This is a genomic window from Neisseria sp. HMSC055H02, assembly GCF_001813335.1.
In the GTDB taxonomy this organism is placed as follows: Bacteria; Pseudomonadota; Gammaproteobacteria; order Burkholderiales; family Neisseriaceae; genus Neisseria; species Neisseria sicca_C.
Genome location: NZ_KV812067.1, coordinates 144,260 through 160,077, shown reverse-complemented (window position 1 = coordinate 160,077; position 15,818 = coordinate 144,260). Strand labels below are relative to the sequence as shown.

The window sequence follows — 15,818 nt, the reverse complement described above, 5'->3', positions numbered from 1 at the left end:
TGCGGCTGCGTTTTCAGGTCGTCTGAAAATCTTGGCGGCAACAAACCCCACCTATTTATGAATATAAGAAAAATACTCGGTTATGCCTTAGGCCCGATAGGCAGCGCGGCTTTCGGCATCCTCTCGCTTCCGCTGATTTCATGGTACTACCCTGCGGAAGACATCGGCCGTATCGTCTTACTGCAAACCATCTCCGGTCTGACCATCCTGATTTTGGGGCTGGGTTTGGATCAGGCGTATATCCGCGAATATTACGCTGCTAAAGATAAAGCGTCCCTGTTTAAATCCATCAGCCTGTCGCCGTTCGTTTTGACGACTGTCGTGATTTTGGCGGTGCTTGTATGGAATACGGCTTGGCCGGCAGATTTGATTTTTGATTTACCGGATAAAACCTTGGGCTTGCTGTTTTTAATTTTCCTGCTGACCTGCCTGTTTGCGCGGTTTCTCTCCCTGATACTGAGGATGCAGGAAAAAGCCGTCGCCTTTTCCCTCAGCCAACTTACACCGAAATTCCTGATTTTGGCGTTGGTTTTGTTATTCGTTTTCAGCGGTGTCGAAACTGATACCGTCAGTCTTGTCCTTGCCTACACCGTGGCGCAAGTATTGACTGTCGCCGTTTTGACATACCAAACCAGACATGAACTGCGCGCTGCTGCGCGCGCTCCTTGGTCGTCTGAAACCCATCATGCAAGCCTGCGCTACGGTTTGCCCTTGGCATTCGGGAATTTGGCTTATTGGGGATTGACCTCAATCGATCGTTTTGCGCTCAAACAGTGGGCGGGTTTGGATGAGCTTGGCATTTACTCGATGGCGGTCAGCTTCGGCGCGGTTGCCCTGATTTTTCAAAGCGTATTCTCAACCATTTGGGCGCCTTTGGTGTTCAAATGGGTGGAAGACAAAACCCATTTGGATAAAATCGGCGGCATCACCCTTTCGATGACCGAATTAATCAGTGCGATGATTTGTTTTATCGGCATTTTCTCGCCCGTCGTTACTTGGATATTGCCCGACAAATACACTCCAGTACAGTTTTTGCTGCTCTCATGTATGTTATATCCGCTGTTCTATACGCTTACGGAAGTCAGCGGTATCGGATTGAACGTTGTCAAACGGACTTGGTTGATTACAGCAGTCAACATTGTCGCTTTTGCCATCAATTTCGGTCTGCTGTCGCTACTGGTTCCCCATTTGGGGGCGCGTGGTGCCGCCATAGCGAGCGCAATATCGTTTTGGGTGTTCTGCGTCATCAAAACCGAATTTTCATCTAGGGTATGGCGCCCTCTGCCGCGGCTGAAAATTTATACCAATACTGCTTTGAGCGTACTGCTTTGCGTGAGCTACACCTATTTTGGCACAAAGGAAAACTATCCGTTGTTCGCCTTGCTTTGGCTGGTAGGACTTTCTTATCTGATATGGAGTCGCAAGTCGTCCCTTATCTCGGCAGCAGCTGCTGTCAAGAGTCGTCTGAAAAGATAATCCAAAGGAAAGGAAGCAGCAGTTTTCAGACAGACACAAAAACATCGGAACTGAAACTTTTCGGCCGATATACCGCCCAATACATTACCGACGCATTCAGTCGGATTCTGCGGTCAGACAAATTGTTTCTGCATATAATAATATTTCCGAAACCGTCCCACCTCAGGAAACAAAGTGAAACTCAAAACACAAACTTTATACATTACGCTGATATACACGATTTCAACCGCCTATATGCTTGGGCCGATGCTGTCGTACAAAGCCGGGATTCCGCGTATCGATAACCCCCTGACCATTCTGCTGCTGCCTACCGCCCTGCTGATTTTTGCGTTAGAGTCCAAACGGTTCAACGGCAAAGCAGGCAAAATGCTGGCGGCGCTTGCCATCATGTGCGGTTGGGGCGGCATCCATCTGTTTATTACCACGCTGGATTCGGTCAGGATTATGGATACGTTTTTCTTCCTGTCCCTACCCAGCCTGTTTTATCTGCTGTACCTGGTATTGAGCCGGCATGAAAATCCGGCGGCGTTTATCCGCCGCCTACTATTGTTTTTCTGCGCATTCATCATTATCCCGCCCGCTGTGGAAATTTTGACCGGCATCCAATTCGTTCAAGCAGATGAAGTGTTGGCGATTGATGCGGGGATTATTAAGGGTTTTTTCTTTAACCCTAATAACTTAGGCACGACCGCCCTCTGTTTTGCGCCTGCCGTTTTAGTATTTTTCAATATTGATGTCAGTAAAAAAGAATACTTGCTCGGCTTGATACTTTTTTTATGTTTGGGCGTAGTCATTTTTGCCAGCGCGTCGCGTACCGCTACCCTGTGTTACATCATTTTGTTTATCCTGAACTTGATTTACCGTAACAACGGGCTGTTTACGCTGATGACCATAGGTGTTACAGGCGCAGGATTGTCGATGATTCCGAAACAGTACATTGCCGATTTCCTGCTCTCCCTGCACGGTAATGCCTTTTTGGAAAATATTTCCTCACGCCTGTATTTGTTCCTGTTTGATTTGGAAAGCGACAATTCGGTCGGCTACCGTCAGGAAATCTATAACTATTTCTGGGAACATCCGCCATTCCTGCTGTTGGGCTATGGTCCGAAAAAATTCCAAGAATATTTCGGCGGCCACTTGAGCGACAGCCTGGCGTTTGAAAACCCGCACAGCTTCCTTATCGAGCTATACCTCGGTTTCGGTCTGATTTCGCTGACGGCTTTTTTGTTCTATGCCGCATACTATTTCTTCTGCGTCGCCGCAGGCAGGAATATGAAAAGCAAGCAGCGCGTCATTGGGTTGGCAGCAATGGGATTGTTCCTTTTGGCAGGTTTTATCCCGTCCACCATTTTTCGTATGCCCTTCATCTGGCTGCCCTGCTTTTTGATTTTCCTATACAGCGTCCTGCCGCAACGCGATACGGCGTATAACGCGTACCGATACACCCCTTGATAGAAAACACGATATGAAAAAAATTGTTTTGACTACTTCCATGTCCGGCCTCGGCGGCACTGAAAACGCGACCTTCCGCTTAGGACGGTTGCTCAGGCAGCGCGGCCACGAGGTTGTCCTTGCCTCTTCCGATGGCCCGCTCATCAAAGAAGCCCAAGCCTTGGGCATCCAATGGCGTCCTATTGATTTTTATCAGGGCGGCATCTTGGGCTACATCAAGGGCATGTTCGCCTACATGAAGATGTTGAAACAGGAAAAACCCGACATCGTCCACTGCCAAATGGCGCGCATCGTTCCCGCCTGTGCCATCGCGGCGAAAATCTCTTCGCCGAAAACCAAAGTGTTCTACCATGCGCGCGGTTTGGATGCCGAAACTTATCCGAAAATCGCCAAACTTTTCGACAAACTGGGCGTATACATCATCGGCAACTGCAGACACGAACAGGAAAAACTCATCCGCCACGGCTTCCCCGCCAACCGCATCACTTACACCTACAACGCCCTGCACAAAGCCGATTACGTTCCTGAAAAAACCGCCAAAGACTACGTCATGCTCGGTACGCTGTCGCGCTTGGACACCGTCCGCGCCGTGCATGTGATGTTGGACATCTTTAAGAAAATGGTCGACCGCGATATGCCCGTACGCCTGAACGTAGCGGGCATAGGCGAAGAAATGGACAATCTGAAAGCGCAAGCAAAACGACTGGGCATAGACGACAAAGTTACCTTCCTCGGCGGAGTGCGCGATTTGACCGGCTATTTCAAAGACGTGGATATTTTGGTAAACACGCCGCACTGTATCGGCGACCACGGCGCAGGCGTCGGCAACAACATCCTTGAAGCCGGCCTCTACGACACGCCCGTCGTGACCTACAACATGGGCGGCATTTCCGAAATGGTCATTACCGGCGAAACCGGATACTGTTTCCCCTTCGGCGAAGACGAAGCCTTTATCGAAGCCGTCGATCAACTCATCAAGCAGCCCGAGTTACGCGAAAAGATGGGCAAAGCCCTGCATAAACACGTTGAGACCTTGTGTTCCGATGATGAAATCTATCGCACCACAATGGCCGCTTACGATATGTGAGGTCGTCTGAAAATATGAACATCACCATCGTCGCCCCCTACTGTTCGCTGCCGTCCGAGCCACATTTCAACCGCTTCTGGTATCTTGCCGAGCTGTTGTCGCAGTCTCATGACGTGCTGCTGATTACCAGCAATTTCAAACACTATGACAAATCTTTCAGACGACCTGAAGATGCCGAATTTGCTTCGCAAGGTCGGCTGAAAGTCATGCTGCTGGAAGAGAGCGGCTACGGCAAAAACGTCTCGCTGGACCGCGTCAAAAGCCATCATGTGTTCGTCAAACATTTTGAGCAATGGCTGAACAACTGCCGTCCGGGCGAGCAAGACGTCGTCTTTTCCGCCTACCCGCTGATTGCCACCAACCTGCTTTTGGGCGAACACAAAGCGCGTTTGGGCTACAAACTGATTATCGACGTGCAGGACGTATGGCCTGAGTCCTTCTCCTCGGTCGTACCGTTTTTGAAAAAAATCCCGCACAACCTGCTGCCCTTCTCCTCCCGCGCCAACCGTGCCTACCGCTACGCCGATGCGCTGGTCGCAGTGTCGCAGACCTACCTCGACCGCGCCAAAGAAGCCAATCCGAACGTACCCGGCGAAGTCGTCTATATCGGTGCGGATTTTCCGAAACTCGATGCCGCGCCGGCAAAAGACTTCGGCGACGACAAAACCCGTTTCTTCTACTTGGGTACGCTCAGTTACAGCTATGACGTGGAAACCGTGTGCAAAGGCGTTCGGAAACTTTTAGACGACGGCGAAAATGTAGAGCTGCACATCATGGGCGGCGGCCCCGATTTGGACAGGCTCAAACAATACGCCTGCGACGGTATTAAGTTTTACGGCTACATCCCCTACGCCGAAATGATGTCGGTCGCCAAGGGCTGCGACATCTCGGTCAACGCCATCCATTCCTACGCCATGCAGTCGATTACCAACAAACTGTCCGACTACATGGCATTGCAAAAACCGATTTTAAACAGCCAGGTCAACGACGAAGTCGCCGAAGTCCTCACCCTGCTGCCGCATGCGGACTACCGTTCCGGCGACGTGGACAGCTTCGTCCAAGCCGCCAAAGACATTCTGGCGCGCAAAAACGACCCCGTTCAATCCGACGAAATCGTCCGCCGTTTCAAGCGCGACGTGGCGTATCAAAAAATCGTCAACCTGATTGAAAGATTAGCCCATGAGTAAATTCTTCAAACGCCTGTTTGACATCATCGCCTCCGCCTCAGGACTGATTTTCCTCTCGCCCGTATTTTTGATTTTGATATACCTCATCCGCAAAAACTTGGGCGAACCGGTATTCTTCACCCAAGAGCGGCCGGGCAAAGACGGCAAACCGTTCAAAATGATCAAATTCCGCTCCATGCGCAATGCGGTCGATAAAGACGGCAACCCGCTGCCCGACAGCGAGCGGCTGACCCCTTTCGGCAAGAAGCTGCGCGCGACAAGCTTGGATGAACTTCCTGAGCTTTGGAACGTTCTAAAAGGAGAGATGAGCCTGGTCGGCCCAAGACCGCTGTTGATGAGCTACCTGCCGCTTTACAACGAATTTCAAAACCGCCGCCACGAAATGAGGCCCGGCGTAACCGGTTGGGCGCAGGTCAACGGGCGCAACGCGCTTTCGTGGGACGAAAAGTTCGCACACGATATTTGGTATATCGACCATTACAGTTTTTGGCTGGATATGAAAATCCTGTTTTTGACGGTCAAAAAAGTCTTTATCAAAGAAGGCATTTCGGCTGAGGGAGAAGCCACCATGCCGTATTTCACAGGGAATGACACAGATGAAAAAAAATAACGTACTTATCCTTTCCGCAGGAAGACGAGTTGAATTGGTACAGGATTTTCAAACCGAAGCCGCCAAGTTTTCAGACGATGTCAAGATTTTGACGACGGACTTGGTACCACGTATGTCTTCCGCCTGCCACGTTTCGGACGGTTCGTTCGAAGTGCCGCTGATCAGTTCGGATTCGTATATCGACAGCATCTTCGATCTGGCGGTACGAGAAAACATCGGTTTAATCATCCCCACAATAGACACCGAACTGCAAAAACTGGCAAACGAACGCGGCCGCTTCGAAGCGGCAGGTATCCACATCATCGTTTCCGATGCGGACTTTATTGCGCGATGCCGCGATAAACGTAAAACTGCCGACCTATTTGCCCACTACGGCATACGCTCGCCCGAAATTTACGACCGCGAGAAGTTGGTTTTCCCTTGCTTCGCCAAACCTTACGACGGCAGCCGCGCCATCGGCGCCAAACGGATTGACACACCAGCCGATCTGACACCTGAAGTATTGGCAGATCCCAAATTAATGTTCTGCCAGCTTATCGACATCGAAAACGAATTTTCCGAATTTACCGTCGATATGTATTACGACCATGAAGGTCGTCTGAAATGCGCCATCCCGCGAAAACGCTTGGAAGTGCGTACCGGCGAAGTCAGCAAAGGCATTACCCGCAAAAACAGCCTCTACCAAACACTGCTGGAAAAAATGGCGGTATTGGAAGGCGCGCGCGGCTGCATTACGGCGCAATTCTTCTGCAACGAAGAAACCGGCGAATTCTACGGCGTGGAAATCAACCCCCGCTTCGGCGGCGGCTTCCCGCTGACGTATGCCGCAGGCGGCAATTACCCAGGCTGGCTGATGCACGAATACTTCCGCAACGAAGAAATCCCGTTTTCAGACGACTGGGAAAACAACCTCATCATGCTGCGCTACGATGCCAAGGTCTTGGTTCATGAAAACGATTAATCCCGAAACTGCCGTCATTGTCTTCGACTTGGACGATACGCTGTACTCGGAATACGAATACAAACTCTCCGGTATCCGCGCGATCGTCGATACCGTCGCCGCCCTGTATCCCGATTGGGATTCAGACGACCTATGGCGCAGTATCGACCCCGACGGCAAAGACTGGCTGGACAAATTGTGCCGCCACTGCGGTTTCAACGAATCGGAAAAACAGGTTCTTCTGTGGCAATACCGGCTGCACCGCCCGACGCTGACGCCGTATGCCCCGCATGATTTCCTGTCCGAGCTGACCGCGCCCTTCGCCGCACGCGCGCTGATTACCGACGGCAGAAGCCTGACCCAACGCTTGAAACTGGAAGCCTTGGGGCTGTATTCCCTGTTTGACGACATCCTCGTCTCCGAAGCCTGCGCTTCGGAAAAGCCCGACGGCAAACGCTTCCGCTATTTACAAGACAAATATGCCGGCAAGGCAGACTGTTTCATCTACATCGGCGACAACCTTTCCAAAGACTTCATTGCGCCGAACGCTTTGGGCTGGATTACCATAGGCTTGCGTCCCTCCGGGAGTAATATCCACATTCACCCGCCTGAAAGTTTTAGTACAGAATATCATCCCGCTTTTTGGATCGACTCCCTTCAAGATTTAGCTTCCCTAATCGATTCAAGCATTTAGCCATTACATAATCAAACGTACACTCACAATGCCAAAAGGACTATTTCATGACAAAAATATTATTCATGGGACGTAAACGGCTTTCCGCCAACCTGCTCCGGCTCTTATCTTCACAAAACGGCATCGAAATCGTCGGCGTACTGACCGACAGCCACCTGCAAGGCTCGCCGACGGCCGCCGCCGCCAAAGAATTGGGCTTGCCGCTCTACACTTTCGACACTGCCTTGGAAGCAATGAAAGAAGGTCGTCTGAAATACGACTTGGGCTTGTCCGTACTCTACTGGCGCAAACTGCGCGACGAATTCCTGACCGTCCCGCGCTTGGGTACGATCAACTTCCACCCGGCCCTGTTGCCCGAATACAAAGGCACGGGCGGCTACAACCTTGCCATCATGGACGAATTGTCCGAATGGGGCAGCACTGCCCACTACGTCGATGCCTCCATCGACACCGGCGAAATCATCGAAGTGGACCGCTTCCCCATTGATTCTTCTGTCGAAACCGCCCAATCGCTCGAACGCAAGACCATGCAGGCATTGGAGCCGTTCGCACAACGCATTATCGCCCGCGCCGTCGAAGCGCAAGCCAAATTGCCGACCACGCCCAACATCGGCGGCCGCTACGTCAGCCGTGATGAAATGGAAACGATGAAGCAAATCCATGACGGCGACGATGTCGAGAAAAAAATCCGCGCGTTCTGGTTCCCGCCTTACGACGGTGCATACGTCGAAATCGACGGTCAAAAATACACCTTGATCAACCGCCAACTGCTGGAAGAAGTCGCCCCCAAAGACTCCACCAGCCTTTTCGCAGGAAAAGCCAATGCTTAACACATCCCTCTCCCCGTGGCCGAGCTTCACCCAAGAAGAAGCCGATGCCGTTTCCAAAGTCCTGCTGTCCAACAAAGTCAATTACTGGACAGGCACCGAATGCCGTGAATTTGAAAAAGAATTCGCCACCTTCGCCGGCACGCAATACGCCGTCGCCCTTTCCAACGGCACGCTGGCACTCGATGTCGCGCTTAAAGCGATGGGCATCGGTGCAGGCGACGACGTCATCGTTACCTCGCGCACCTTCCTCGCCTCCGCTTCCTGCATCGTTACCGCAGGCGCAAACCCCGTGTTCGCCGACGTGGATTTAAACAGCCAAAATATCAGCGCGGAAACCATCAAAGCCGTGCTGACGCCGAATACCAAAGCCATCATCGTCGTCCACCTCGCCGGTATGCCTGCCGAAATGGACGGCATCATGGACTTGGCAAAAGAACATGATTTATGGGTTATCGAAGACTGCGCCCAAGCGCACGGCGCGAAATACAAAGGCAAATCCGTCGGCTCCATCGGACACGTCGGCGCATGGTCGTTCTGCCAAGACAAAATCATGACCACCGGCGGCGAAGGCGGCATGGTCACCACCAACGACAAAGAGCTGTGGAGCAAAATGTGGTCGTACAAAGACCACGGCAAAAGCTATGACGCCGTGTACCACCGCGAACACGCCCCCGGCTTCCGCTGGCTGCACGAAAGTTTCGGCACCAACTGGCGCATGATGGAAATGCAGGCAGTCATCGGCCGCATCCAGCTCAAACGTATGCCCGAATGGACGGCGCGCCGCCAAGCGCACGCTGCCAAGCTGGCAGAAAGTTTGGGCAAGTTCACCAGCATCCGCCTGATTGAAGTCGCCGACTACATCGAACACGCACAATACAAGTTCTACGCCTTCGTCAAACCCGAACACCTCAAAGACGGCTGGACGCGCGACCGCATCGTGAACGAACTGAACGCGCGCAAAGTCCCCTGCTATCAAGGCAGCTGCTCCGAAGTCTATTTGGAAAAAGCCTTCGACAACACACCGTGGCGTCCGAAAGAGCGGCTGAAAAACGCCGTCGAACTGGGCGACACCAGCCTGATGTTCTTGGTGCACCCGACGCTGACCGACGACGAAATCGCGTTCTGCAAAGAACACATCGAAGCTGTGTTGGCAGAAGCCACAGCATAAAGTACAAACCGCCGCGCCCGTCTCATCGGGACGGCGGCGGTTTACCGCTTCAGCCGAATCTATAGTGGATTAAATTTAAATCAGGACAAGGCGACGAAGCCGCAGACAGTACAGATAGTACGGAACCGATTCACTTGGTGCTTCAGCACCTTAGAGAATCGTTCTCTTTGAGCTAAGGGCGAGGCAACGCCGTACTGGTTTAAAGTTAATCCACTATAAAAAAGGGAACCGGCAAGCAGCCGACACATACGGAAAACCAATGCTCCGTAGCAACAAACGTCTTTTCAGACGACCTTCGTATGGCTGAGGTCGTCTGAAACCCTGTCCGACAACATTACTCAGAATATACCAAAATGAATTTGGAAACCCTGTTATCCCTGCCCCGCAACGTCAAAAAAACCTTCTTCGTCATCCATGATATTTTGATGGTTTTTATCGCCTTTTGGTTCGCGCAAAGCCTCCGAGTTCAATACTCCGACGAATGGGCAAGCATGGCGAACTGGCTTGCCTTCGGCTCGACTGCCTTTTTGACCATCGCGCTGTTTGTCAAACTGGGGCTGTACCGCGCCGTTACCCGCTTCGTCAGTACCCGCGTCCTGACCGCCGCCGCATTCGGCAGCCTGATTTCGGCCGTCTTGTTCTGCCTGACTACCCTGATTTTTGAGCGCAAGCTGCACCTTGCCCTGCCTATTGTTTATTTTCTGCTGCTGGTCGTCTGTATCACCAGTTCGCGCATGATTCTGCGCGCCATCCTGACCGACCGCCACAAAAAACAAATGGTGCCCGTCATCATTTACGGCGCAGGACAATCCGGCCGCCAACTGCTGGAAGCCATCAAACAGGTCAACGAATATTCCGCCGTCGCCTTTGTGGACGACAACCCCAAAATCCGCCGCACCGTCATCTACGACCTGACCGTCTATGGTCCTGAAGACATCCAATCGCTCATCGACCGCTACGGTGTGGAAAAAATCCTGCTCGCCATCCCCAGCTCCACTCAGGAAGAACGCCGCCGCATCATCCAAAGCCTCGAAAAATACAAATGCGAAGTGCTGACCATCCCCGGCATGAAAGACTTGGTGGACGGCAAAATCAAAGTCAGCGCGCTGAAAAAAATCTCCGTCGTCGATTTGCTCGGCCGCGACCCCGTCGCCCCCCGCCCCGAACTCATGGGTGCGGACATTACCGGCAAAACCGTAATGGTAACAGGTGCGGGCGGATCCATCGGCTCCGAACTCTGCCGCCAAATCCTGAAATGCCGCCCGTCCAAATTGCTGCTGTTCGAACTGTCCGAGTTCTCCCTGTACAGCATAGACAAAGAATTGCGCGAAACTCAGGCAGCCGCCGGCAGTCAAATCGAAGTCGTCCCCCTGCTCGGTTCCGTGCAAAACAAAGAACGCCTGATCAGCGTCATGACCGCGTACGGCGTTGAAACCGTCTATCACGCCGCCGCCTACAAACACGTCCCCATGGTCGAGTTCAACACCGTCGAAGGCATCCGCAACAACGTCTTCGGCACGCTCTTGTGCGCGCAGGCCGCCGTCGAATCCGGAGTCAGCACCTTCGTGCTCATCTCCACCGACAAAGCCGTACGCCCGACCAACACCATGGGCGCCAGCAAACGCATGGCGGAACTCTGCCTGCAGGCACTCGCCGCCGAACCCGGCCAACAGACCCGCTTCTGCATGGTGCGTTTTGGCAACGTTTTAGGCTCCTCCGGCTCCGTCGTCCCCGTGTTTGAAAAACAAATCGCCGAAGGCGGCCCCATCACCCTGACCCACCAAGACATTACCCGCTACTTCATGACCATCCCCGAAGCCGCCCAACTCGTCATTCAAGCGGGCGCGATGGGCAAAGGCGGCGACGTATTCGTGTTGGATATGGGCGAATCTGTTAAAATCATTGACTTAGCCAAACAAATGATTACGCTTAGCGGCCTGAAATTGAAAGATGCCCAACATCCCGACGGCGATATCGAAATTAAAATTACAGGGCTGCGTCCAGGTGAAAAACTTTACGAAGAGTTGCTCATCGGAGACGAAGTGCAAAAAACCACTCATCCCCGAATTATGACCGCCAGCGAAGTAATGCTGCCATGGGCGCAATTAAATGACATAATTATGCGTATGGACTTAGCGTGCTCAAATTCAGACCAACAAACCCTGCGCGCCCTGCTGCTCGAAGCCCCCGCCGGCTTTAATCCCAAAGACGATATTTGCGATTTGGTTTGGCAGCAGACACATTAAACACCCGACCGACAAAGCAAAACATTCCACAAAAAGGACGTCTGAAAATTTTCAGACGACCCCGATAAGACTGACAAGGATACCGACATGAAAAAACAGCTTGCCCTCATCAGCCTGTCGCTGATGGCACTGACCGCCTGCAACAGCACTACCGTCATTCCCGGCTCCACCATCAACACACGCAACAAAGCCGTCGTTTACGAAAACGGAGAAACCGTAGCAGACACTAAATTCGACAAACGCGTTGCCATCTATCCGATTACCTTCGGTCTCGTTGAAAAAATGCGCAAACCGCCGGTGTTGTCGCAAACCAACGCAGCCCTCGAACACAGCAGAGCCGCCTACCGATACCATATCGGCAAAGGCGACGTATTGAACATCATGGTCTGGGCGCACACCGACCTCAATTCGCCCGTCCAACAAAGCAGTCCGCAAAGCAACCAAGTCAGCCGAGGCGCCTGGGTGGACGAAAGCGGCTACATCACCTACCCGCTGGTCGGCAAAATCAAAGCGCAAGGCAAAACCATAGACGAGCTGCAAAATATCCTGACAAGTCGTCTGAAACGTTACCTTAAAAATCCCCAAGTCTCTATCAACGTAACCGAATTCCGCTCGCAACGCATTTCCATTTCCGGCGCCGTCGGCCAAGCCGGCCAACTGCCGATTACCAATGTCCCCATGACCATCCTCGATGCCGTCAACCAAGCAGGCGGCGTGGCGCAAAATGCCGACACCCAACACATCAAATGGACGCATAACGGTGTTGACCGCACCATTTCCCTGCAAAACATCATGCAGTACGGCGATATGTCGCAAAACCACCTCTTAAGCAACGGCGACATCGTGTATATTCCGAACAACAGCAACAGCAAAGTGTACATCATGGGCGAAGTCGGCCGCCAAGCAACCCTGCCCATCGGCAATCATGGCCTAAATCTCACACAGGCATTGGGTGAGGCAGGGGGTATGAGCCAATCCCAAGCCGATGCAACAGGCGTATTCGTCATCCGCCGCGCGCCTGAAGATGCAGCCAAACCTATCCACATTTACCAACTTAACCTGAAAGACGCGACTGCTTACGCATTGGGCAACGACTTCGACCTGCGCCCCAACGACATCGTCTATGTGACTGCCGCACCGGTTACCCGTTGGAACCGCGTAGTGTCGCAAATAACCAGTTTCGTTACCAACGTCAATTCTATCGACAGCACATTCAAATAACCTGACAGTCCGGCAACATCTGTTGTCAGACGGAACAGCGGTTCGGGTATGAGTCGTCTGAATTCTGGATAATGTATGAACGCAATCCCCATCCGGACCGATAAAATATCCGGCCGCAAACTGTTTTATCATGATTTGACCCTATACAAGAAAAATAACGCTCTTCCTTTATGTTTCAAAATATTTTAGTAGTATGTATGGGCAACATCTGCCGCTCCCCGACTGCAGAACGCATTTTGCAGAAAAAATTGCCCAACCGCCGTATCAGCTCCGCCGGCATTAACGCATTGGCTGGAAAAGATGCAGACTTCCAAGCCATCAAAACCGCCCTCAAACACGGCGTTATCGTTGCAGGACATACCGCCCGCCAACTGACACCCAGGATGTGCGACGAAGCGGATCTGATTTTGGTCATGGAGCCGGCACATATCGACATGGTTGCCGACATCCAGCCGTCTGCGCGCAGTAAAGCCTTTTTGCTTGCCCAATGGCTGCCGAAAAAAAATATACCCGACCCATTCAAACAAAGCAGTGAAATGTTCGAAGCGGTCTTCCTACAAATCGAACAAGCCGCCAATACATGGGCGGATAAACTGAGCGGACAGGCAGAGCAGTAATCTCCATCTTCCGCACAACAGAACCCGTTTTAAGAAGAAAGTCCACTGATGTACAAACAATATCCCTCATCAACCCCTGCCGGCAACGACGAAATCGACTTCGGCCAACAAATGCAAAGCCTGTGGCAAAACAAAAACAAAATCGCCGCCGCAATCTTGGCAGGCGGATTGGCAGGTGCCGTAATCGGTTTGGCCTCCACCCCGCTTTATCGCGCCGACGCCATGTTGGAAATCGAAACCAAACAAAACCAGATTCTAACCGAAATCAACAACATGCTTTCCAACGAACCTGCACCGTCCGAAGCAGAAGTGGAGCTCGTTCAATCTCGTTTGGTATTGGGCAAAACCGTTGAAGACCTGCAACTTGATCAAGAAATCAAAGCCACCTACTTCCCGATTTTCGGGAATATGGTGCACAACCTCAGCGGCAGCGACGACCCGATGTTAAAAATCGGCGCGTTCACCGTTTCTGAGGACTGGATCAACAAACCCTTCAAACTGACTGTCAAAGACAGCAAAACCTACCTGCTGACACTCCCTGACGGTACGACTAAAGAAGGCCGCGTCGGCGCGCCCCTTAAAGTCAATAATGAAACCGTTCTAAAAGTCGACCGCATTCTTGCTGAGGCAGAGCAAGATTTCGAGCTGACCAAATTCTCCAAACTCAGCGCTATCGAAAACCTAAAAAACAAGCTCTCGGTCATCAGTAAAGGTAAAACCAGCCCTATCATCAACCTGTCTTATACCGATACCGATCCTAAAAAAACCAGCACTATTCTCAACAGCATCGCCGACAATTACGTCTCCCAAAACCGTGAACGAGACGTTCAAGTCGCGTCCAGCGGCTTAGCGTTCATCAGCGAAGAATTGCCTCGTCTGAAAGAAACCTTGCAAGACGCAGAAAACAAACTTAACGCCTATCGAGAACGCTCGGGTTCGCTCGATATTCCGCTTGAGTCCAAAGGCGCGCTTGAAAGCCTGACCAGCATCGAAACCCAAATCACCCTGCTCAAAACCGAAGAAGCGGGTTTGGCAGAACTGTACACCCCGGAACACCCTTCCTATAAAGCCGTTTTGGACAAACTGGCGGTACTCGAACGCGCCAAGAGCAAAATCAACCAGCAAATTGCCGGCCTGCCCAACACCCAGCAGGAAGTCATCCGTCTGACCCGCGACGTAGAAACCAACCAAGCGACCTACGTCCAACTCTTGGCGAAACAACAAGAACTCAACATCATGAAAGCCAGTGCGCAAGGCAACGTCCGCGTCGTTGACCATGCCTACACGCCGGAAAAACCGATCGCCCCGCGTAAAGCCCTTATCGCCGCATTGGGCGCGCTAGCCGCAGGCGCACTTGCCTCCATGTGGTTCCTGCTGCAAGGCCGCATGCGCCGCGGTATTACGTCGTCTGAAGAAATCGAAGCCCTCGATCTCGAAGTCTCAGCCCTTATCCCGCATTCAAAAACCCAGCAAAAACGCGACCTTATCAAGCGCAAGTTCAAATCGCTCAAAGGCCGTTCCAACTATCTTTTGGCAAACGAGGACAGTACCGACATCGCCGTCGAAGCCATCCGCGCCCTGCGTACCAACATCTACTTCTCCATGCTGGACGCACGCAATAATATCCTCATGATTACCGGTGCGGCTCCGGAAGCAGGTAAATCCTTCATTTCCGCCAACCTCGCCACCGTGATGGCACAGTCCGGTAAACGCATCTTGCTGATTGATACTGATATGCGCAAAGGCTATCTGGATCAGTTGCTGAACGTAACACCCGAATTCGGCCTGTCCGATATTCTTTCTGGTGAAGTTTCCCCAGCACAGGCTGTTACTCAAACCAACATTCCCAACCTGCACCTCATCAGCACCGGCAGCTATCCTAAAAATCCGTCCGAGCTGCTGATGGACAACCGTTTCAAAGAACTGTTGTCAAACGCGCAAAAACGTTACGATTACGTCATCATCGACACCCCGCCCGTTTTGGCGGTAACCGATGCCGTCGTTGTCGGACAACATGCAGGCACAGTCCTTCTGGTCAGCCGCTACGGCAATACAACTGCCAAAGAGCTGGCTATCAGTGCGGAACGCCTGCGTCAAAACAAAATCACCATCAAAGGCGTAATCCTCAATGGCATGAAACGCGAGGCGAACAGCACTTACGACTACTACTATTCTTACATCACGCCTACCGAAGGCAAAAAAACCGCCAAAAAACTACGTCAGAAAAACCAAAAGCCTGACGATAGGTAAGGTTTGTCATCAAAAAAGGTCGTCTGAAAATTTTCAGACG

13 protein-coding genes and 1 pseudogene are annotated in these 15,818 nt (G+C 52.0%); all 14 read left to right on the top strand.

Annotation, left to right across the window (positions count from 1 at the left end):
- The first annotated feature begins 57 nt into the window (after positions 1-57).
- The 14 genes and pseudogenes from HMPREF2907_RS02025 to HMPREF2907_RS01965 all read left to right on the top strand — a co-directional run bounded on the left by HMPREF2907_RS02025 (position 58) and on the right by HMPREF2907_RS01965 (position 15,778).
- Positions 58-1,476, top strand: coding sequence for a lipopolysaccharide biosynthesis protein (locus HMPREF2907_RS02025; protein ID WP_070679498.1), 1,419 nt, complete (start codon positions 58-60; stop codon positions 1,474-1,476).
- A 174-nt stretch (positions 1,477-1,650) separates the two neighbouring features.
- On the top strand, positions 1,651-2,928 hold the full coding sequence (locus tag HMPREF2907_RS02020) for an O-antigen ligase family protein (RefSeq protein ID WP_070679495.1): 1,278 nt from the start codon (positions 1,651-1,653) through the stop codon (positions 2,926-2,928).
- 13 nt (positions 2,929-2,941) lie between these two features.
- Positions 2,942-4,015 carry a glycosyltransferase family 4 protein gene (locus tag HMPREF2907_RS02015; RefSeq protein WP_060974984.1) on the top strand — a complete coding sequence of 358 codons (1,074 nt, stop codon included), beginning with the start codon at positions 2,942-2,944 and terminating at the stop codon, positions 4,013-4,015.
- 14 nt (positions 4,016-4,029) lie between these two features.
- The gene (locus HMPREF2907_RS02010; RefSeq protein ID WP_070679492.1) at positions 4,030-5,202 is read left to right on the top strand and encodes a glycosyltransferase; all 1,173 of its coding nucleotides are present in this window, start codon (positions 4,030-4,032) and stop codon (positions 5,200-5,202) included.
- On the top strand, positions 5,195-5,812 hold the full coding sequence (locus HMPREF2907_RS02005) for a sugar transferase (RefSeq protein ID WP_070679488.1): 618 nt from the start codon (positions 5,195-5,197) through the stop codon (positions 5,810-5,812). Before HMPREF2907_RS02010 ends, HMPREF2907_RS02005 begins: the two co-directional genes overlap by 8 nt.
- Positions 5,799-6,773, top strand: a complete 975-nt coding sequence (locus HMPREF2907_RS02000) for an ATP-grasp domain-containing protein (RefSeq protein WP_070679485.1) — start codon at positions 5,799-5,801, stop codon at positions 6,771-6,773. Before HMPREF2907_RS02005 ends, HMPREF2907_RS02000 begins: the two co-directional genes overlap by 14 nt.
- The gene (locus HMPREF2907_RS01995) at positions 6,760-7,446 is read left to right on the top strand and encodes an HAD family hydrolase (protein ID WP_070679482.1); all 687 of its coding nucleotides are present in this window, start codon (positions 6,760-6,762) and stop codon (positions 7,444-7,446) included. The genes HMPREF2907_RS02000 and HMPREF2907_RS01995 overlap by 14 nt, the downstream gene beginning before the upstream one ends.
- Before the next feature lie 47 nt (positions 7,447-7,493).
- Complete coding sequence (locus tag HMPREF2907_RS01990; protein WP_070679480.1) at positions 7,494-8,276, top strand: formyltransferase family protein; 783 nt, start codon at positions 7,494-7,496, stop codon at positions 8,274-8,276.
- Positions 8,269-9,444: a DegT/DnrJ/EryC1/StrS family aminotransferase gene (locus tag HMPREF2907_RS01985; RefSeq protein ID WP_070679478.1), complete on the top strand. Its 1,176-nt coding sequence runs from the start codon at positions 8,269-8,271 to the stop codon at positions 9,442-9,444. Before HMPREF2907_RS01990 ends, HMPREF2907_RS01985 begins: the two co-directional genes overlap by 8 nt.
- 60 nt (positions 9,445-9,504) lie before the next feature.
- A pseudogene (locus tag HMPREF2907_RS13450) lies at positions 9,505-9,567 on the top strand (transposase); the annotation flags it as partial.
- 230 nt (positions 9,568-9,797) lie between these two features.
- Positions 9,798-11,690, top strand: coding sequence for a polysaccharide biosynthesis protein (locus HMPREF2907_RS01980; protein ID WP_070679476.1), 1,893 nt, complete (start codon positions 9,798-9,800; stop codon positions 11,688-11,690).
- An 87-nt stretch (positions 11,691-11,777) separates the two neighbouring features.
- Positions 11,778-12,911, top strand: coding sequence for a polysaccharide export protein (locus HMPREF2907_RS01975; RefSeq protein WP_070679474.1), 1,134 nt, complete (start codon positions 11,778-11,780; stop codon positions 12,909-12,911).
- 170 nt (positions 12,912-13,081) lie between these two features.
- The gene (locus tag HMPREF2907_RS01970; protein WP_070679471.1) at positions 13,082-13,528 is read left to right on the top strand and encodes a low molecular weight protein-tyrosine-phosphatase; all 447 of its coding nucleotides are present in this window, start codon (positions 13,082-13,084) and stop codon (positions 13,526-13,528) included.
- A gap of 48 nt (positions 13,529-13,576) precedes the next feature.
- Complete coding sequence (locus tag HMPREF2907_RS01965) at positions 13,577-15,778, top strand: polysaccharide biosynthesis tyrosine autokinase (protein WP_070679468.1); 2,202 nt, start codon at positions 13,577-13,579, stop codon at positions 15,776-15,778.
- Positions 15,779-15,818 lie beyond the last annotated feature (40 nt).